The organism is Exiguobacterium sp. EF_C8, assembly GCF_054956715.1.
Map to the genome: position 1 here is coordinate 860,431 of NZ_CM143264.1, position 19,562 is coordinate 879,992.

17 protein-coding genes and 1 pseudogene are annotated in these 19,562 nt (G+C 46.8%); 17 read left to right on the forward strand and 1 reads right to left on the reverse strand.

The window, feature by feature from the left end; translation table 11 throughout:
• The first annotated feature begins 271 nt into the window (after nucleotides 1–271).
• The 9 genes and pseudogenes from ACY2IG_RS04465 (at nucleotide 272) to pulA (ending at nucleotide 11,405) form a co-directional block, all read left to right on the forward strand.
• On the forward strand, nucleotides 272–1,564 hold the full coding sequence (locus ACY2IG_RS04465) for a nucleotide sugar dehydrogenase (RefSeq protein ID WP_035409245.1): 1,293 nt from the start codon (nucleotides 272–274) through the stop codon (nucleotides 1,562–1,564).
• Nucleotides 1,561–2,361 carry an ABC transporter permease gene (locus ACY2IG_RS04470; protein WP_035409242.1) on the forward strand — a complete coding sequence of 267 codons (801 nt, stop codon included), beginning with the start codon at nucleotides 1,561–1,563 and terminating at the stop codon, nucleotides 2,359–2,361. The genes ACY2IG_RS04465 and ACY2IG_RS04470 overlap by 4 nt, the downstream gene beginning before the upstream one ends.
• 11 nt (nucleotides 2,362–2,372) lie before the next feature.
• Nucleotides 2,373–3,113: pseudogene (gene tagH / locus ACY2IG_RS04475) on the forward strand (teichoic acids export ABC transporter ATP-binding subunit TagH); the annotation flags it as partial.
• A 112-nt stretch (nucleotides 3,114–3,225) separates the two neighbouring features.
• Nucleotides 3,226–4,326, forward strand: coding sequence for a non-hydrolyzing UDP-N-acetylglucosamine 2-epimerase (wecB, locus tag ACY2IG_RS04480; protein ID WP_035409238.1), 1,101 nt, complete (start codon nucleotides 3,226–3,228; stop codon nucleotides 4,324–4,326).
• Complete coding sequence (locus tag ACY2IG_RS04485) at nucleotides 4,323–4,808, forward strand: hypothetical protein (protein ID WP_035409236.1); 486 nt, start codon at nucleotides 4,323–4,325, stop codon at nucleotides 4,806–4,808. Before wecB ends, ACY2IG_RS04485 begins: the two co-directional genes overlap by 4 nt.
• Nucleotides 4,798–6,186 (forward strand): MBOAT family O-acyltransferase, encoded by a 1,389-nt coding sequence (locus ACY2IG_RS04490; protein ID WP_329470283.1) that lies wholly within the window; start codon nucleotides 4,798–4,800, stop codon nucleotides 6,184–6,186. Before ACY2IG_RS04485 ends, ACY2IG_RS04490 begins: the two co-directional genes overlap by 11 nt.
• Before the next feature lie 15 nt (nucleotides 6,187–6,201).
• On the forward strand, nucleotides 6,202–7,374 hold the full coding sequence (locus tag ACY2IG_RS04495) for a DHHW family protein (protein WP_035409231.1): 1,173 nt from the start codon (nucleotides 6,202–6,204) through the stop codon (nucleotides 7,372–7,374).
• 13 nt (nucleotides 7,375–7,387) lie between these two features.
• Nucleotides 7,388–8,314: an LCP family protein gene (locus tag ACY2IG_RS04500; protein ID WP_056060109.1), complete on the forward strand. Its 927-nt coding sequence runs from the start codon at nucleotides 7,388–7,390 to the stop codon at nucleotides 8,312–8,314.
• A gap of 178 nt (nucleotides 8,315–8,492) precedes the next feature.
• Nucleotides 8,493–11,405, forward strand: coding sequence for a type I pullulanase (pulA, locus tag ACY2IG_RS04505; protein WP_290786467.1), 2,913 nt, complete (start codon nucleotides 8,493–8,495; stop codon nucleotides 11,403–11,405).
• A 67-nt stretch (nucleotides 11,406–11,472) separates the two neighbouring features.
• Here pulA and ACY2IG_RS04510 read toward each other — a convergent pair whose 3' ends face one another.
• Nucleotides 11,473–12,726 (reverse strand): dicarboxylate/amino acid:cation symporter, encoded by a 1,254-nt coding sequence (locus ACY2IG_RS04510; RefSeq protein ID WP_329470289.1) that lies wholly within the window; start codon nucleotides 12,724–12,726, stop codon nucleotides 11,473–11,475.
• A 313-nt stretch (nucleotides 12,727–13,039) separates the two neighbouring features.
• Here ACY2IG_RS04510 and rpsU point away from each other — a divergent pair, with 313 nt between their 5' ends.
• From rpsU to ybeY, 8 genes are all read left to right on the forward strand, one after another.
• Complete coding sequence (rpsU, locus tag ACY2IG_RS04515; protein ID WP_012369719.1) at nucleotides 13,040–13,213, forward strand: 30S ribosomal protein S21; 174 nt, start codon at nucleotides 13,040–13,042, stop codon at nucleotides 13,211–13,213.
• 21 nt (nucleotides 13,214–13,234) lie between these two features.
• The gene (locus ACY2IG_RS04520; protein WP_035409225.1) at nucleotides 13,235–13,681 is read left to right on the forward strand and encodes a GatB/YqeY domain-containing protein; all 447 of its coding nucleotides are present in this window, start codon (nucleotides 13,235–13,237) and stop codon (nucleotides 13,679–13,681) included.
• Between the two features lie 182 nt (nucleotides 13,682–13,863).
• Nucleotides 13,864–14,373: an NfeD family protein gene (locus tag ACY2IG_RS04525; RefSeq protein WP_035409223.1), complete on the forward strand. Its 510-nt coding sequence runs from the start codon at nucleotides 13,864–13,866 to the stop codon at nucleotides 14,371–14,373.
• Nucleotides 14,370–15,353, forward strand: coding sequence for a flotillin-like protein FloA (floA, locus tag ACY2IG_RS04530; RefSeq protein WP_035409222.1), 984 nt, complete (start codon nucleotides 14,370–14,372; stop codon nucleotides 15,351–15,353). Before ACY2IG_RS04525 ends, floA begins: the two co-directional genes overlap by 4 nt.
• A 13-nt stretch (nucleotides 15,354–15,366) precedes the next feature.
• Nucleotides 15,367–15,837, forward strand: a complete 471-nt coding sequence (locus tag ACY2IG_RS04535) for a hypothetical protein (protein ID WP_035409220.1) — start codon at nucleotides 15,367–15,369, stop codon at nucleotides 15,835–15,837.
• A 171-nt stretch (nucleotides 15,838–16,008) separates the two neighbouring features.
• The gene (locus ACY2IG_RS04540) at nucleotides 16,009–16,971 is read left to right on the forward strand and encodes a PhoH family protein (RefSeq protein WP_052019074.1); all 963 of its coding nucleotides are present in this window, start codon (nucleotides 16,009–16,011) and stop codon (nucleotides 16,969–16,971) included.
• 36 nt (nucleotides 16,972–17,007) lie between these two features.
• Nucleotides 17,008–19,065: an HD family phosphohydrolase gene (locus ACY2IG_RS04545; protein WP_462618406.1), complete on the forward strand. Its 2,058-nt coding sequence runs from the start codon at nucleotides 17,008–17,010 to the stop codon at nucleotides 19,063–19,065.
• A complete protein-coding gene (ybeY, locus tag ACY2IG_RS04550; RefSeq protein ID WP_056060122.1) occupies nucleotides 19,062–19,538 on the forward strand; it encodes an rRNA maturation RNase YbeY in 477 nt (158 codons plus the stop codon). The genes ACY2IG_RS04545 and ybeY overlap by 4 nt, the downstream gene beginning before the upstream one ends.
• Nucleotides 19,539–19,562 lie beyond the last annotated feature (24 nt).

Genomic DNA, 19,562 nt, shown 5'->3' on the forward strand with positions numbered 1-19,562 from the left:
AGTCAACGACTCGAAGGGAAATCCACGTGGAATGAAGGCGGATTCTTGACGGGTCGTTTTGTTTGATATGAATGGCAACGAAGTATTCGTGAAAGCTTCATAAGATTTACAAAAACAATAGAAAACGCTGGAAATGTAAGGTCTGTGAAGAATGGTTTAAGAGATGGTTAGAAGCATTGGAAAGCAAAGGAAATGTCGTTATGGTCTAGTTACAGCCAAGCCACAGACCGTTCGTTGGCTAGTATGACTAACTCGATGGAGGAATGACAAAATGAAACTTTGCACAATCGGACTAGGATATATTGGATTACCTTCTTCGGCGATGTTCGCGGATCACGGCACGGAGGTCGTCGGTGTCGACATCGATCCACACATCGTCAATCTTCTGAACACGGGAACGATTCATATTGAGGAACCAGGACTCGAGGATGTCATCAAACGAGTCGTCGCTAACGGAAAATTCCGAGCGACACTTACGCCAGAACGAGCAGATGTCTTTTTAATCGCCGTCCCGACGCCGAACTTGAACGATACGTATAAATCATGTGATTTAAAATACGTCGTGTCAGCCGTCAACAACATGTTGCCGTTCCTTGAAAAAGGAAACGTCGTCATCGTTGAATCGACGATCGCGCCACGCACTATGGACGATCATGTTCGTCCACTGATTGAAGAAGCCGGCTTTACGATCGGTGAAGACGTCTATGTCGTTCATTGCCCAGAGCGTGTGTTACCAGGGCAGATCTTACACGAACTCGTTCATAACAACCGGATCGTTGGAGGATTGACACCGGCATGTGCAGAGGTAGGAGCAGCCGTCTATGAAACATTCGTTCAAGGAGAAATCGTTCGGACCGACGCGAAGACAGCCGAAATGTCGAAATTGATGGAAAATACGTTCCGTGATGTCAACATCGCACTGGCAAATGAATTGACGCAAGTATGTCACCAGCTTGAGATCAACGTCTTAGATGTCATCGAGATGGCAAACATGCACCCACGTGTGAACTTGCATCATCCAGGACCGGGTGTAGGTGGTCACTGTCTCGCAGTCGATCCGTACTTCATCGTCGCAAAAGTCCCATCACTTGCACGCATCATTCATACGGCACGACAAACGAACGTCCAAATGCCACAATTCGTCGCTGAACAAGCCGCTCGTCTCGTCGGTTCACGTGTTCGTCCAAAAATCGCTGTCTTCGGTGTGACGTATAAAGGAAATGTTGACGATATGCGCGAGAGCCCAGCTGTCGAAGTCATTGAACAATTGCTCGATCGTGGACTCGATGTCGCGGTCTGTGATCCACACGTCGAGCATTCCATCTCGACACGCTTTGAACTCGTTGATGAAATCGAAGCGATCCAAGACGCCGATCTAGCACTCGTCTTAGTCGACCACGATGAGTTCAAACAATTCGATTCACGTCGTTTCGCAAACTACATGCGGACACCGTTACTCTTCGATACAAAAGGAATCGTCCGTGAACTCGATGCGGTCAAGGTCCTCAACTTCGGTAACTTGCATACGCACCGCGTGACGGAAGTGGATGCAAAAGCAATATGAACGCGTTACGAACGATTGGAGGGGAGCTGAAAGATCATCTGTATCTGATCTTTCGGCTGTCACTCTATGAAACAAAAAGTCAGTATAGCATGCAGTATTTAGGTTGGTTTTGGGAGATCATGACGCCACTCCTCCAGATCGGGGTGTACTGGGTCGTCTTTGGTTTTGGAATCCGTGGTGGACATCCTGTCGACGGAATTCCATTCGTCTTTTGGCTCGTTAGTGGACTGATCGCATGGTTCTTCATCGGAAGCACGATTCCAAGTGGATCACGGTCGATCTACGGTCGGGTCGCGCTCGTCTCTAAAATGCATTTTCCGTTGAGTACGATTCCGGCATATGTCATTTTGGCTCAATTCTATCGACACCTTGCGATGATTGCCCTAACGATCGTTTTAGGAAGTGCATTTGGTTACTTCCCAGGATGGCATACGCTCGAGCTGTTTTATATCGTTCCAGCCGGCGTCATCTTTCTTTATGCCGTCTCGTTGTTATTGTCGGCTCTTGCTACGATGATCCGAGACGTCCAGAACATGGTGACATCCGCGATAAGGATGCTGATGTATTTAACGCCGATCATGTGGATTCCCCCAGAACATTCACTGTTCAAGATGCTATTGATGTTGAATCCACTCGTCTATTTGATTGAGGGGTACCGCTCCGCCTTGATCGGAACCGGTTACTTGATGGATCACATCTGGTATGGCGCTTATTTTTGGAGTGTGACACTCGGTATCCTGCTCGTCGGAGCAGCGGTCCATATTCGTTTCCGACGCTACTTCATTGATTATGTATAGGAGGAAAGACGATGAGTCACGTCGTGTTTGAGAACGTTTCAAAACGGTACATGCTCTATGAGCGTCCAATCGATAAATTAAAGGAAGTGCTCTTTGGAAAAGTGAGCGGAAAATCCTTTTATGCGCTTAAAAATGTCTCCTTCTCTGTTGAAGAGGGAGAAATCGTGGGTGTCGTAGGCATCAACGGTAGTGGGAAATCAACGTTATCCCATTTACTTGCTAACGTCACACCGCCTACGTATGGATGTGTCACGCTAGGAGGAAAATCAGCACTGATTGCCATCTCAAGTGGATTGAACAGTCAACTGACAGGTCGCGATAACATCGAGCTCAAAGGATTGATGATGGGACTGACCAAACGGCAAATCGAGGAGATCACACCGGAAATTCTCGAATTCGCGGATATCGGAGAGTTCATCGATCAGCCAGTCAAAACCTATTCGAGTGGGATGCGGGCACGTCTCGGTTTTGCTATCTCGATCAATATCAATCCGGATATCTTGATCATCGATGAAGCCTTATCTGTCGGCGATCAAACATTTACGGAGAAGTGTCTCGATAAGATGCGCGAATTCCGGGATCAAGGAAAAACGATTTTTTTCGTCAGCCATTCTTTGAATCAAGTCAAAAGCTTTTGTACGAAGATCCTTTGGCTGGAATACGGTGAAGTGCGTTTATTTGGTCCAACGAATGAAACACTCGCGGAATACAATAAATATTTATATTGGTACAAACAGTTATCCAAAAAGCAAGCCACTCACTATGTTTCGAAAAAACGAACCGGTCGAATCGGTGACATTGAGCAACAGATGAGAGGCGAGACGATCGAACGATCGTCATGAAATGAGATAGGGGATGAAGTAGATGAAACGTGTCATGCTCGTATTCGGAACACGACCTGAGGCCATTAAGATGGCACCCGTCGTAAAAGCACTTGAAAACCGTCCAGACGTCGAACCGATTGTCGTCGTAACGGCGCAACACCGGGAAATGCTTGATCAGGTACTCGAATTGTTCCAGATCACTCCGGACCATGACTTGGATTTGATGCGTCCGCGTCAAACGTTAGAGGAGATGACGGCACGTATTCTGAATGCGATGCGTCGTGTCCTCGAAAAGGAACAGCCGGATCTCGTTCTTGTCCATGGGGATACGACGACGACGTTCGCTGCTTCGTTAGCGGCATTCTATCAACAGATTCCAGTCGGTCATGTCGAAGCAGGACTGCGGACATATGAAAAGTATGCACCGTTTCCGGAAGAGATGAATCGTCAATTGACAGGTGTGTTGGCGGATTATCATTTTGCTCCAACCGAACAAGCGGCGATGAATTTACGTGCTGAGAACAAACAGACACCAATCATCGTAACGGGTAATACGGTCATTGATGCACTTAAGACAACCGTTTCTGCTAGCTATACGCATCCTGTTCTGACACGACTTGAGAAGTCGGGGCGAAAACTCGTCTTGCTGACGGTTCATCGTCGTGAGAACCATTTACAACTGGCAACGATTTTTGAAGCGATTGAACAGTTGGCAAATGATCATCCGGAAATAGAAATCGTTTATCCAGTCCATCCGAATCCAGTCGTGCTAGAAGCAGCAGCTCGCCTAGAGCATCATCCACGGATTCAGTTGATTGAGCCGCTTGATGTCTTTGATTTCCACAACCTGGCAGCTCGTGCTTCCTTCATCCTGACAGATTCAGGCGGGATTCAAGAAGAAGCGCCTTCACTCGGTGTTCCCGTTCTTGTCTTACGGGAGACGACGGAACGACCTGAAGGCGTCGAAGCAGGAACCTTGAAACTGGTCGGTACGAATCCAGAGCATATCTATGCGATGAGCCATCAATTATTGACGGACGAAATCTTCTATCAATCGATGGCGCAAGCCGCGAATCCGTATGGCGATGGACAGGCAGCAGAACGAATCGTCGATGCGATCATGAGTGAGGTACCGGTATGAATAAGGAGCTGACCGTCGCGAGCTATCAGTTTTTTCCGTTCGGTACTCAGGAAAAGATTTTGCTCGAAGATGCAGCGCCGGGGGTGTGTTTTGATTTTCAGGATGCGATAGCGACTGACAAACTGTATCTGCAACTGTTCGATCAAGGCTTTCAACATCCGCCTTCAAAACTGTATCGAAAAGATGCTGAACTGATAGGTGACATCATTCAGGTAACGTGCCGTTTTGAAGTGGCGGAACCATGTCTCGTTCAAGTATTTAAGATGCAGTATGGGCAAAAGAAGCGGATGGTCTCTGAGACGGAGCATCTGACGTTGACGAATGAGACGATCGTCCAGTTCGAGATGGAGCGTGTGCCAGGAGCGGTTTATTTCAAAATGGCCTGGAAGTTTTTAAACGAAGGGAGCTTCCGGGTCCATCTCCGCGAACTCGCCATCGCGCAATACGTCAAGGCAGAGGAGGAAGCAACCTATGCTGTTTAGTTCGACGATTTTTTTATTTTTGTTCTTGCCGACAGTACTGCTCGTGTACTACGTGTTGCCTCGGACATTCCGTAACGGCTGGCTGTTAGTTGCCAGCCTGTTCTTTTATGCATTCGGAGAACCACGCTTTGCCTTACTGATGCTACTCAGCGTCACGATCAATTACTTCTTTGCCTTATTCGTTGATTTCTACCGGCAACGTGTCGGAGTGAAGTGGATCATGTTCAGCATGATCGTCGTCAACCTTGGATTGCTCGGTTGGTTTAAGTACAGCGGATTTTTCGTCCGCTCCGTCAACGAATCGTTTGGTCTGAGTTGGTTCGTTCCAGAAGTCGTCTTACCGCTTGGAATTTCCTTTTATACATTCCATGCGATGAGTTACGTCATCGACATTTATAAAGGGAAGGAAGCGGTGCAAAAGAATCCACTCGACCTCGCCCTTTATATCGCGTTTTTCCCGCAACTCGTCGCGGGGCCAATTGTCCGCTACAACACGATTGCGAGTCAGATCGAGTGTCGTCAAGAGACGGTATCTGATTTTGCACGTGGTGTTCGCCGCTTTACGATTGGTCTATCAAAAAAATTGATTCTTGCGAACGGATGTGGTCAGGTCGCAGACGCTGTTTTTAATATGAAAGACCTTTCGATGGGGCTAGCATGGATTGGAATCATCGCTTATGCCTTACAGATCTATTTTGATTTTTCGGGCTATAGCGATATGGCGATTGGTTTAGCACTGATGTTCGGATTTCATTTCTTGGAGAACTTCAACTACCCATATATTTCAAAATCCGTGTCAGAATTTTGGCGTCGATGGCATATTTCGCTCGGCTCTTGGTTCCGCGACTATGTTTATATTCCGTTAGGGGGAAACCGTGTATCGCCGTGGCGGCAGTATCGAAATCTGGCGATCGTCTGGATGTTGACGGGCCTTTGGCACGGTGCGAGTTGGACATTCGTCGCGTGGGGCGCATATTACGGAGTTTGGATCATGCTCGAGAAGGCATTTCTCGGGAGATGGCTCGAGCGTATGCCTGTCGTCTCGACAGTCTGGACGCTCATCCTCGTGCTCGTCGGTTGGGTCTTTTTCCGCTCAGAGACGTTTCCAGAAGCCGTTATGTATATTCAAGCAATGTTCGTACCGGATGTGCTATGGGATGAACGGGCGAGTTACCAACTCGTTCAGAACGGAGTCCTACTACTTGTCGCGTGTATCGCTGCGACACCGATTCCGAAGTATCTCGGAGAACGTGTCGTCGTCTCTCTCGGGAAGATCGGAACAACGATGCAGTATGGGTACGCCATGTTGATGTTGTTCCTTGCGACATCGGCACTCGTTGCGAGCACGTTTAATCCGTTCATCTATTTCCGGTTCTAAAAAGGAGGACTATCCATGGAGCAGCCATTGATGAAAACGCAACAGGAGACGAATCAGACACCTTCTTTCGAGCGAATCATGATGTGGGTGACGACTGTCAGTTTTATTCTCGTCTTACTGACGATCGGACTCGGAACGCTTGTCCGGGAAGACCGTGTCCGGTCCCAGCTGGAAAATCGTACACTTGCCCAGTCCGTTGAGCCCACCGTCGAGGGAATCGCGACAGGCAAGGATATGCTCAAAATGGAGACCTATTTCACGGATCAATTACTGTTGCGAGGAACGTTCGTCGAGATACAGGCGCTTTTATCAAAAGATGTCTTTCGACAGCCGTTTCGTAATGGCATTTATACGGCAAAAAACGATTATATGATTGAACCGAGTGCATCAGGAAACGTAAAAATTCCGCAAGCATTCAAACAATTCGTTGGAGAAGTCGATCGTCCGGTCTATATGGCGTTAGCACCGTCTAAAACCGTTATCGCAGAACGGGACAAACTAATTCCGTCTTATGTCGCTTCCAATGCAAACGAGCGCTATGAAAAAATGGTACGAGACTTTCAAGCGGCGGGGATGACCAATCTTTCTTTGCAAGGATTGAAGTTAAGTGACTACTTCAAGACAGATCATCACTGGAACATCGACGGTGCAACAGAAGCTTACCAAGTCATCACAAAAAGAATGGGACTGTCAACGACGTTACCTGAAACGAAGTGGCGGAAGGAAGATCAACACGCCTACTATGGATCATTAGCACGAAAAACGACGCTCTCCTATGCGGCATCCGGTGACCGTCTAGATTATTATGCTCCTGCGTTCTTCAACGGTATCGATGTTTGTTATGAAGGGAAATGTGGACGTCCTGTCATTGATGAATCATTCGTCAAACAAGAAGGTGATTATGTCGATCGATATGAAGTATTTCTTCGCGGAAACCACGACATCATGTCAATGAAGTCAGCGGCGAATCGAAATCGCCCGACGATTTTGGTTTTAAAGGATTCGTTTGCAAATCCTGTGTTACCATTGCTTGCGAAAAGTGCCAACTTAGAAGTCGTGGATATTCGATACGTTCCAAAATCATTTGATGTTTCCCGATTTGCCAAACAAAAGCAGATCGATTCGGTGCTGTTTCTGCACAATTCGAACATTGCCGGTTTGATGAAGACGTACGAGGACAAATTGTGAAGGAGAACAGAGTATGAAATCACGCATCGATAAACGAAGACCTCCGATCCTCTGTCGCGTCATCAGTGCGCTTCTGCTCGTGATCGTCTTGATTGCTAGCGCTTCGACGGGACTGGCATTTTTAAAAATCCAACAGACGGCGCATTCCTTTTTACAACCGTTGGGTGGGGAAAAAGCAAAGCCACTCGCATCGATGAAGCCAGTCAATGTCCTCTTGATTGGCGTCGACGAGCGAAAGAATGATAAGGGACGGGCAGATGCCATCATGTTGCTCTCGTTTAATCCGAAAACGAAGCAAGCGACTTCGTTGTCCATTCCACGCGACATGCAAGTTACGATACCGACAGGTGAGAAGACGAAAATCAATCATACGTATGCCTATGGTGGTGTAAAGGAGACGGTCGAGACGGTGGAACAAACGTTTGATGTCGATATCCCATATTACGCTAAGATCAATATGGATGGGTTGATTGAATTGGTTGATGCTGTTGGCGGTGTCACAGTGGATAATCCATCCGCCTTCAGCTGGAACGACCGTCGTTTACAAAAGGAGTATAAAAAAGGAAAGATTCATTTAACTGGTCTAGAAGCAAGTGGTTACGCACGTATGCGAAAACAAGATCCACTCGGCGATATGGGCAGACAGATTCGGCAACGTCAAGTTTTAGAAGCCGTCGGTGCTAAACTGGCTGGACCTCGTTTACTGACCAAGATGGAAGAAATCACGAATGTCATGAAGCATAATTTCGCGACGAACATCGGTTTTGACGTGGCGGCACAACTTGCTCAAGAAAATCAGCCGGGATTCAAACAGCTGAAACCATTAAAGCTAGACGGAGAAGGCTATATCGCAAACGATGGGGTATGGTACTTCTTTGCATCGGATGAATCCATGAGACAAACGAAAGCCAAGATTCATGCCATCCTCGCATCTTCTTAAACCCGGTAAAAAGGACTGTCTACCACACGGACGGTTCTTTTTTTGTTGTTTTCCATCCAACCGAATCACTTTGGTTCAAAAGTCTTATTTTCTGTTCGAATCATCAAATAGGCTTTGACAGGACTTGTAAACGGATGCAAAATGAAAACGATTACATAACAAAGGAGATGGCTATCGTATGAAACGCATAAGATCCGTTTGTATCGTTGCGCTAACGTTTGCACTAATATTTAGTGGACTGTCTTTATCCGGTCAAGCACTGGAAAAAGGAAAGTCTACATTGGTCATCATTCACTACAAGGAAGACCCGAATGCCACGAAGGATTGGAACCTGTGGTTATGGACAAATGGTCCGGATTATTTTCCGAATAAAGCACATGCCTTTAATGGTGAAGATGCTTACGGAAAAATCGCAGCCTATGAATTTCCAGTCGATCAGCCGGAAAAAGTCGGCTTCATCGTGCGAGATGATAACTGGAACAAGGATGGGGGATCTGAGAACGATCGTTTCATCACGAAAGATATGATTAAAAACGGAGTTGCTGAAATCTGGATCGAGTCGGGAAGCAAGGATATCTCGACGGTCAATCCGACTAATGGAGCAGACGTCGAAAAAATCGACACGAATATCCACTATTATCGGTATGACAATGATTATGATAAATACGGCGTCTGGTCTTGGCCGGAAGCGCAAGATGGCAAACGATTCGAATTCGATCAGCAGGATGAGTTCGGTGCCATTGCCAAAGTAACGCTTGATAACCCAACGAAAGCACGTCTTGCAGGCGTCATTCCTCATCTTGAGGGCTGGTCGGAAAAAGACGGAGCCGATCGTTTCTTTTATGCAGGTGCGAAGGACATCTGGTTGATCGAAGGGGACCAGACAGTGTACTACAGCAAACCGGAAATTGATCGGACGCCAAAAATCACGAGCTTTTTGGCTGATGACTTCCGGACGATGACGCTTAAAACGAATACACCGATGACGGCAGAAGACTTAAAGGCATTTACGTTCGAAGGTGTGACGAATCCAGTCGTATCAGCGATCGATGCCAAGACGGCGAAAGTCGAAGTCGCTTCTGATATCGATTTAGCAAAAGTCGTCCGCGTGACGCATCCTGTTTTTGGAGAAGCAGTTCTTGAAGCAGGGAAGGTACTGCGTTCGAAAGCATTCGATCAAAAGTATGCCTATGGTGGTAAGCTCGGCGTCGACTATCAGAAATCGAAGACGACATTCAAGGTCTGGGCGCCGACAGCGCAAGCCGTTGAACTCGAGTTATATCGTTTACCGAAACAACAAGCAGCTACGACAAAAGATATCACGCGTGAAATCCAGATGAAACGGACGGATCGTGGTGTCTATCAAGTGACGGTCAAGGGTGATCTTGACGGTGTCGGTTACACATATGAAGTCAAACACGCAAAAGAATCGACGCGTGCCGTTGATCCGTATGCGACAGCGGTCGCTGTTAACGGAGACCAAGGTGTCGTCGTTGATTTACGCGAGACGGATCCAAAACGCTGGACGAATGGGAAAATGCCACTTCGTCACGCAACAGACGCGATCATTTATGAATCACATGTCCGTGATCTATCGATGTTTGATGTGACGAATTCAGGTTACGATTCAGGTATCAAACAAAAAGGAAAATATCTTGGTGTCATCGAGCCAGGTACACGTTTAACGAAGGATGGAAAAAAAACGAAGACAAAGACGGGACTCGATCACTTAAAGGAACTTGGTATCACGCATGTCCAGTTCATTCCTGTTTATGATTTCAATACAGCGTCCGTCGATGAGACGAATCCGCTTAAATCATACAACTGGGGTTATGATCCGAAGAACTACAATGCACCAGAAGGATCGTATGCGACAAATCCATATGATCCAAAAGTCCGGATTACGGAAATGAAACAGATGATCCAAGGACTCCATGACAATGGTCTACGTGCCGTCATGGACGTCGTCTATAACCACATGTTTGACGCCAAAGCATCAAATCTTGATAAGATCGTACCGGGTTACTACTACCGCTATACAGAAGGCGGCGATTTAGCGAACGGTACAGGTGTCGGGAATGATACAGCCTCTGAACGTCAAATGATGCATAAACTAATCGTTGATTCTGTCTCGTACTGGGCAAAGGAATACCACTGGGATGGCTTCCGCTTCGACTTGATGGGCATTCACGACGTCAAGACGATGAACGCTGTCAAACAGGCGACGAAGCGAATTGATCCGTCGATTCTAGTGTTCGGAGAAGGGTGGAGCCTCGGAACTCCTCTTCCAGATTCAGAGAAAGCAAACCAAACGAACACAAAACAAATGCCGGGAATCGGACATTTCAATGACAACCTGCGTGATGCGCTCAAAGGTAGTGTCTTCGAAGACACGGATGCTGGATTCATCAACGGGAAAGCGGGTCTTGAGACACGTATCAAACGTGGTATCGTCGGCGAGATTGCTTACGATAAAGACATTCAAGGATTTACGCAAGAACCAGATCAAGCGATCACGTACGTTGAAGCACATGATAACCATACCCTCTGGGATAAGTTGAACCTGACGAATCCACAAGACAATGACGCAACGAAGACGAAGATGCACCGTCTAGCTTCAAGTATTTTGCTGACGTCACAAGGAACGACGTTCATCCATGCAGGTCAGGACTTCATGCGGACAAAAGGTGGCGATCATAACTCATATAAATCACCGGACTCTGTCAACCAGCTCGATTGGAAACGGAAGATGGATCGTCAACAAGACGTCGATTATATGACAGGATTAATCGAATTACGCAAGAAGAACCCTGCACTTCACTTAGCAACAGCGAAAGATATCCGTCGTTACTTGACGTTTGAAGCAGCACCGGCACAAGTCATTGCGTATCGACTAGATGACGACGCTCCGCAACAGAAGAACGATTTATATGTCATTCACAATGCAAATCGAACAGTAGTTGACATGAAGCTACCGAAAGGGAAATGGAAGCTTCTCGTAGATGGTAAACAAGCAGGAACAAAAACGATCCGCACTGTTTCAGGTACGGTTCGTGTTGAGGGACTCAGCTCGTTCGTCTTAGCAAAATAATCAAACAAACGACAAAGGACGTTCCGCAGTTTGCGGAACGTCCTTTCTTGGAGTAAGAGACATACGATTACGCATAGCGTTCATCGGTTTCTTCGCCTTCTTTGAGGTTACCTTCTTCTGATTTCGAGACGATGACGGCACATGCTGCGTCACCCGTGATATTGACGGCTGTACGCATCATATCCAGAAGACGATCGACACCGATGATCAAAGCGATCCCTTCGACGGGTAAATTGACCGACTGAAGAACCATCGTTAGCATGACGAGACCGACACCCGGAACACCAGCTGTTCCGACCGATGCGAGAACAGCTGTCAGAACGACCGTCGCAAGTTGCCCAGGTGTTAAATCAACCGCATAGACTTGCGCAATGAAAACAGTCGCAACTCCTTGCATGATTGCCGTCCCATCCATGTTGATCGTCGCACCGAGTGGCTGAACGAAACTAGAGACGGAGCGTGGAACCTTCAGCTCTTTTTGAGCCGTTTGCATAGCGACAGGAAGTGTTGCGTTCGACGAAGACGTCGAGAAAGCAAACAACATGACAGGTGCGAATTTTCTAAAGAAGAAGAACGGATTCATTTTCCCAAGAAGTGAGACAGTCGAGCCATATGTCAATACAGAATGAACGATCAAAGATAAAATGACGACACCCATATAAAGTCCCATCGCTTTTAAGGAATCAAAGCCTTGTGAACCGACTGCCGATGCAATCAAGGCGAACGCTCCGAGCGGCGCCATCTTCATGACGAGTGTGATCAAATATGTCATTAAATCGTTACCCTGTTCAATGAAAGTCCGTAACGTCGAGACCTTTTTACCGAGAAATGTGATCCCGAAACCGATAAAGACACTGAAGACGATGATCTGTAACATGTTGCCTTCCGCCATCGACGTGATCGGGTTCGTCGGGAACATCCCGACGATCGTATTGATCAAACTCGTATCTGGTAGATTGCCGTTATCATATTCAAGATCTTGCGTTTCGAAGTTACCGAATGTACCCGGTTTAATCAATAATGATAAACCGAGAGCGATGACGATCGCGACAGCTGTCGTCGTCATGAAGTAAGTAATCGCTTTTCCACCGACACGACCCAGTTCTTTTGGATTACCGAGTCCCATGACACCAAGGGCGATTGAGAAGAAGACAATCGGTACGACGAGCATCTTAATCAAGTTCAGGAAGATTGTTCCGATTGGTTGTAGAGCATATTTATTCAATCCTTCATAAATCGACTTATCCGGTAAGCTAGCCAGAATGATTCCGAGAACTACGCCGAGAATCAAACCCCAGATGATGCGTTTTGCTTCTTTCATACGTGATGTCACACTCCTTTGTTTGATAATTGCCTATATTTTGACACATCATCACCCTTTTTGACAAAACATTTTAAAAAAATAATGATAACGCTTACAAAAAAGTTTCTGAATTTTGATGCAGGAATGATCAGATTTTGTTGTCAAACGGATGCAAGCATGAGAGGATAGAAAAGAACAAAAAGGAACAGCGTAGGGTACAGAAAAGTCGCTTGAATCAACTGTTGACCAAATTGTATATTCCTACTATAATGTTGTATGACGTGTCTGACACGTTTCCTTTAGTCGGTAATATCGGAGGGAGGGAAAACTAGTGGAAACTCGTGTACGTAAAAATGAATCACTTGAAGACGCACTTCGTCGCTTCAAACGTGGTGTTTCAAAAGATGGTACGCTTGCAGAAGTTCGTAAACGTAAACACTACGAAAAGCCAAGTGTAAAACGTAAGCTTAAATCGGAGGCTGCGCGTAAGCGTAAGAAGTTCTAACGTTAGAGAGGGTGTATCCTCATGAGTCTTCAGGAGCGTTTGACAGCGGATATGAAAGATGCCATGCGTCTTCGTGAAAAAGATCGTCTTACGACGATTCGCATGGTGAAATCATCGCTGCAAAATGAAACGATCAAACTCGGTAAGCAAGAATTGACAGACGAGGAAGAATTAACGATTCTTTCACGTGAAATGAAGCAGCGCAACGACTCCCTCCGAGAATTCGAAAGCGCTGGTCGTCACGATCTCGTCGAGAAAATTCAAGCAGAGATTGTCGTGCTCGAAGCTTATATGCCAAAACAGCTTTCCGAGGAAGAAGTACAGGAAATCGTCGACGCAGCTATTGCGCAGACGGGTGCCTCTGCTCCTTCGGATATGGGGAAAGTAATGGGTGTCGTCATGCCGCAGCTTAAGGGCAAGGCAGACGGTGCCTTAATTAATCGACTCGTCAAACAACGTCTCGCTTAATACATGGAAAGGTGTCCCGAGGGACACCTTTTTTTGTCGTTCCTGTCACGTTTTTAAAGTTTCTTGATGAATTCAGAATAGTCATGAAACCTTTTTGTTTTGAAAGCGTATATAATTGTAGTAACGAATCAAAGTGCAAAAGAAGTAGCTTCTGACACGAATGAAAAGGGGTGAACGTACGCATGACGTTTAGCTTAGGGATGATTTTGACGGTCTTCATGATCGGGGTACTCATGTTACTGGTTGAAATATTCGTCACAGGGTTTGGAATCTTTGGCGTCCTTGGGATCGGTGCTGTCCTTGCTAGCTTGATTATGGCAGGTGCGACCGTCGGACAAGTCGGTTTAGCCGTTGGGCTTGCAGTTTTTCTGTCACTTGCGGCCGGTTTCTGGGCGTATCGCAGAATAAAATCAAATCAGTCATTGCTTTGGAGAGGTTTGATTTTGACGGATTCTACATCGTCTGAAAAGGGCTACCTTTCTCATCAAGACAAAGTACAACTGTTAGGACAAGAAGGAGTCAGTCTGACACCATTACGTCCGTCAGGAACGATTGAAATCGATGGGAACCGAATCGATGCCGTTACAGAAGGAACCTTCATTCAAGCGGGGGAAACGATCGTTGTAAAAGAAGTGACGCACGGACGCGTCATTGTTAGAGTCCAACATACGAAGGAGGAGTCCCACACATGACACCTGAATTATTGACCGTATTACTCATATCTGGAGGAATCTTAATTTTCCTCGCTATTTTCTTCACGCTCGTCCCGATTCCACTCTGGATTAGCTCGCTCGCAGCAGGCGTACGCGTATCAATCTTTACATTAGTCGGGATGCGTCTTCGTCGAGTAACACCATCAAAAATCGTCAATCCGTTGATCAAGGCAGTTAAAGCGGGATTGAACTTGAATACGAACCAACTGGAAAGTCATTTCCTTGCAGGGGGTAACGTTGACCGTGTCGTCAATGCCTTGATTGCAGCACACCGGGCGAATATCGAGCTGAGCTTCGAACGCGCAGCGGCGATTGATCTTGCTGGTCGTAATGTTTTAGAAGCTGTTCAAATGTCGGTTAACCCAAAAGTCATCGAAACACCGTTCATCGCCGGTGTCGCGATGAATGGGATTGAAGTGAAAGCGAAAGCCCGGATCACGGTACGTGCGAATATTGATCGTCTCGTCGGTGGTGCTGGGGAAGAAACAGTTATCGCGCGTGTTGGTGAGGGCGTCATCTCAACCATCGGATCATGTAATGACCAAAAAGAAGTACTTGAGAATCCAGAAATGATCTCACGGACAGTCCTTGCAAAAGGACTCGATTCAGGAACGGCGTTTGAAATTCTCTCGATCGATATCGCGGACATTGATATTGGTAAGAACATCGGTGCGGTCCTTCAAACGGATCAAGCGGAAGCAGATAAGAACATTGCGCAAGCGAAGGCGGAAGAGCGTCGCGCAATGGCGATCGCAAGCGAACAAGAGATGAAATCACGTGTTGAAGAGATGCGAGCGAAGGTTGTCGCTGCTGAAGCGGAAGTACCACTTGCTATCGCAGAAGCGATGCGTGACGGAAATTTTGGCGTCATGGATTATGCGAACTACTTGAACGTGACAGCCGATACGAAAATGCGTCAAGCAATCGGTGGACAATCATCACCACATGACTCACAGTAAAGGGTGAGACGGTATGGATATCATATGGGTCGGATTGATGATCGCATTCGGTGTCATCTCCGTCATCTCAAAAGCAGCAGATAAAAAACCGAAGCAGACGAACCGGACACCTTCAAAAGAGTTCGGGGAGTATGTGAAGCAAATGGTCGAACAGGTGGATACGGTTCGACAAGAGACGACACCTCCACCTGTCGTTCGTAAAAAAGCACCTGCGAAGAAACAACCTGGGGTAACCCAAACGAAAGCACGACCAGTTCATGAACGAACGGAATTGCAACAACGTTTGGACCAACGTCAGAAACAACATTCGAAAAAAGGGGTTCCTTCTTCGAGTATTGGTGAAATCAAAGACAGCGTCGCAGACGGTGCTATTGGAACATCGAGTCGTTCGGCATCAGCAACGACGCTTTCGCAAGACGAAATGCGACGTGCGATCGTCTGGAGTGAGGTTCTCGGAGCGCCTGTCTCTAAACGAAAACGATGATGGTTGGACAGGAAGTCGATCCTACGAAACGTGTAGGATCGACTCTTTTTGTTTTCCAAAAGGTGGAAACGGGTTTTTCTTTCCATCTTTTCGGTGGAAGTGCTAAAGTGGAAGAGATTAGATATGAAGCGATGACAACTTGTTATCCATGACTAGGAGGCCATTCACAACGTGATATTCAACGAAAGAATCCCATTTGCATTTTCGAATTCAGAACAGATTCAAGCATTCGTCGGTCCGAATGACGCAGTCTTACGTACGATGGAAGCGGAACTTGAAGTCCAGCTTACACATCGAGGAGATGAGCTGTTGGCACAATCCGAACAGGAACAGTCTGTGATCTTGGCAGGACAAGTCGTTGGTGTCCTGAAGCAACTCGTCAATCGTGGAGCTGTTTTGACGGAGCGTGACGCAACGAGCGCCATTCAACTCGCACGTCAAGATCGGGTGGATGAACTACTGGAACTTTACGATACGGTCATCCATACGAATCATAAAGGAAAACCACTTCGTGCGAAAACGCTCGGTCAAGCACGTTACGTCCGCGGAATTGATCGCTGTGATTTGACATTTGGTATTGGACCAGCGGGGACCGGAAAAACATATCTCGCAGTCGTGATGGCTGCAAAAGCACTGAAGGAAGGACATGTCAAACGACTCGTCCTGACGCGTCCAGCAGTAGAAGCAGGAGAGAATCTTGGATTTCTTCCTGGTGATCTTAAAGAAAAAGTTGATCCATATCTACGTCCTCTATACGATGCGTTACACGACGTCCTTGGTGTCGAACATACGGCTCGACTACTTGAGCGTGGTGTCATCGAAATTGCGCCACTCGCTTATATGCGTGGGCGGACGCTTGAACATGCCTTTGTCATTCTAGATGAAGCGCAAAACACGACACGTGAACAAATGAAGATGTTCCTGACACGTCTTGGTTTTCATTCGAAGATGATCGTCACAGGCGATTTGACACAAGTTGATCTTCCGCGCGGAAAAACGTCTGGTCTACAAGAAGCATTGCATCTGCTCGGAAATGTCAAAGGCATTCATTTCGAACACTTCGGCTCAGCTGATGTCGTGCGTCACCCACTTGTCCGGAAAATCGTTGATGCTTACAGTCAGGAATTGACATAAGCCGTTACGGGAATAATGGAAAAAGGGGGAGATGATATGCGCAAGGTTAGGGTCTGGGTTGGACTTTTGACAGTAGTGTTCTATCTCGTCGTATCGACGATGATGTATGTCAGTGTCCGACCAGAAGCCTTGTCCGCAGAACCATTCTCGATTGCAGAAGAAGACATCCGGTCGCCATTGACGATGGAGGATCGGGTCGCGACGAATCAAATCAAGGAAAATGCGATTGCTGCAATCGAGAGTCAGTATACGATTAAACAAGAGTATGCAGCACAGCAAATTGATAAAGTCGAACAACTTTTTGCTAGTTTATCCGGCATTAAAAAAGCAGACGAGATCAGTAAAATCAAACAGCGTTTGCGTGGGACAGAAGCGGCAACTCTTTTAAAGGACGACGAACTACGTTTACTTGTAGCTTCAACGACAGCGCTTCGAGACACGACACGGGATGTCGTCATTACAGCAATCGAAGAAGCGATGCGTCAGCGCATCTCGTCTGATGGCGGCGAAGTGGCTGAAGCACGTGAAAATGCCCGAACTGATATCGAACGTTCACCGCTTTCTTTCTCGCTAAAGGCGATTGCCAAGGCGTTGACCGATCAACTGATCGTGACGAACTACGTCTATGATCCGGAAAAGACGGAACAGCTTCGTAAACAAACAAGTGATAAAGTGGAACCGGTCATCATCTCGGAAGGGGAAGTGATCGTGAAGCGAGGCGAAGTGATTTCGCAAGATGCTTACCGCCAGCTACAACTCGTCGGCTTGATTTCTGACCGTCAGTCGTTGAAACCGTTACTTGGAGCGATGCTTGTCAGTGCGTTGATGACTGCTTTCCTATTCGGCTTCATTCATCGCTCGAAACTACGGTATGCACAGATGGGGCGGATCCGGTTGTTTGGGCTTGTCTACCTCGTCGTCAGCTTACAATTGCTTGTCATGTATGGCATGGCGTTTTTAGCAAACGATATCAATCCTGCACTTTACTTACTCACACCGACTGCTTTTGTTGCGCTTGTTCTGCGCAATTTATTAAACGAACGGATTGCATTATCAAGTTCACTCTTCACGGCACTTGCCGGAACATTCTTCTATAGTACGAATCAAAACTTCAGCTTCAATATCGCGATCTATTTGTTAGTCGGTGGTTTAGTCGCAACGTTTTTCCTACAGTCTAGTTTGTCACGTCGTCGTATTTTCATGAGCAGTATTTCGATTGCCGGAGCAAACATCGCGATTTTCTTTGCATTCGTTCTATTACGTAGTGGCACATTCGAATTACGTGAAACATTGACTTTAGTCGGTTTTGCGATTGCTAGTGGGATATTGAGTGCCATTCTTGCGATTGGGTTATTGCCGTTCCTCGAAATGACATTTGGTATCTTAGCACCGACGCGTCTGCTTGAACTGTTGAACCCAACGCATCCCTTGTTGAAGAAACTCTTGGTCGAAGCGCCAGGAACGTATCATCATAGCATGATGGTCGCGAACCTAGCAGAAACTGCCTGTGAAGCAATCGGTGCAGATGGGTTGCTTGCGCGAGTCGGTGCCTACTATCATGATTTAGGAAAAACACGACGACCACTTTATTTCATTGAAAACCAGCATGGACGCAATCCGCATGATCGATTGACGCCGGAAGAGTCGGCACGTGTCATCTTGGCACATACGGAGGATGGTGTTGAATTGCTCGAAAACGCAAAACTCCCGGCAGCGATCATCGATATTTGTCGCCAGCATCATGGAACATCGTTGCTCCGATATTTTTATGTCAAGGCAGCAGAACAAGGTGAAGTCGATGAGGATACGTTCCGTTATACAGGACCTAAACCACAAACGCGTGAAGCGGCGGTCATCATGATCGTCGACTCGATTGAAGCGGCTGTTCGTTCAATGAAAGCTCCTTCGGAAGAAGGAATTCGGGACCTAGTCGCGAAAATCATTCGTGAAAAGATGATGGACGACCAATTTGCGGAATGTGACATCACGACACGCGAGATTTATCGCGTTGGTGAAAGTGCATGTCATACCTTATCCGGTTTGTTCCATGAACGAATCGAGTATCCAGAATTAAAGAAAGAGGCAACGAAATGAACATTTATATGACAGACGAAAATAATCGTCTAACGGAAGAGCAACGACAGCTTGTCGAATCGATTTTGATTTACACGGCGGAACAAGAAGAAGTCGATCCGAACAGTGAGTTGTCCGTGACTTTCGTCTCAAACGATGAAATTCAAGAGATTAATCGTGAATGGCGTGGGAAAGATCAGGCGACAGACGTCATTTCCTTCGCGATGGAAGAACTCGGAGAAGATGAAATCGATTTTGGATTATTGGAAGATGAACCAGTCGTCCTCGGTGATTTGATCATTTCCGTGGAACGATGTCGCGAACAGGCGGCTGAATATGGCAATCATTTCGAGCGTGAACTCGGTTTTCTCGCCGTCCATGGTTTCCTCCACTTACTCGGATATGATCACATTGAAAAGGCAGATGAGGAAATCATGACGAAGCGACAGGAGGAAATCCTGCATCACTTCGAGTTATTCCGGGGCACATTGTGAAAAGCTGGTGGCAACCATTTCGAC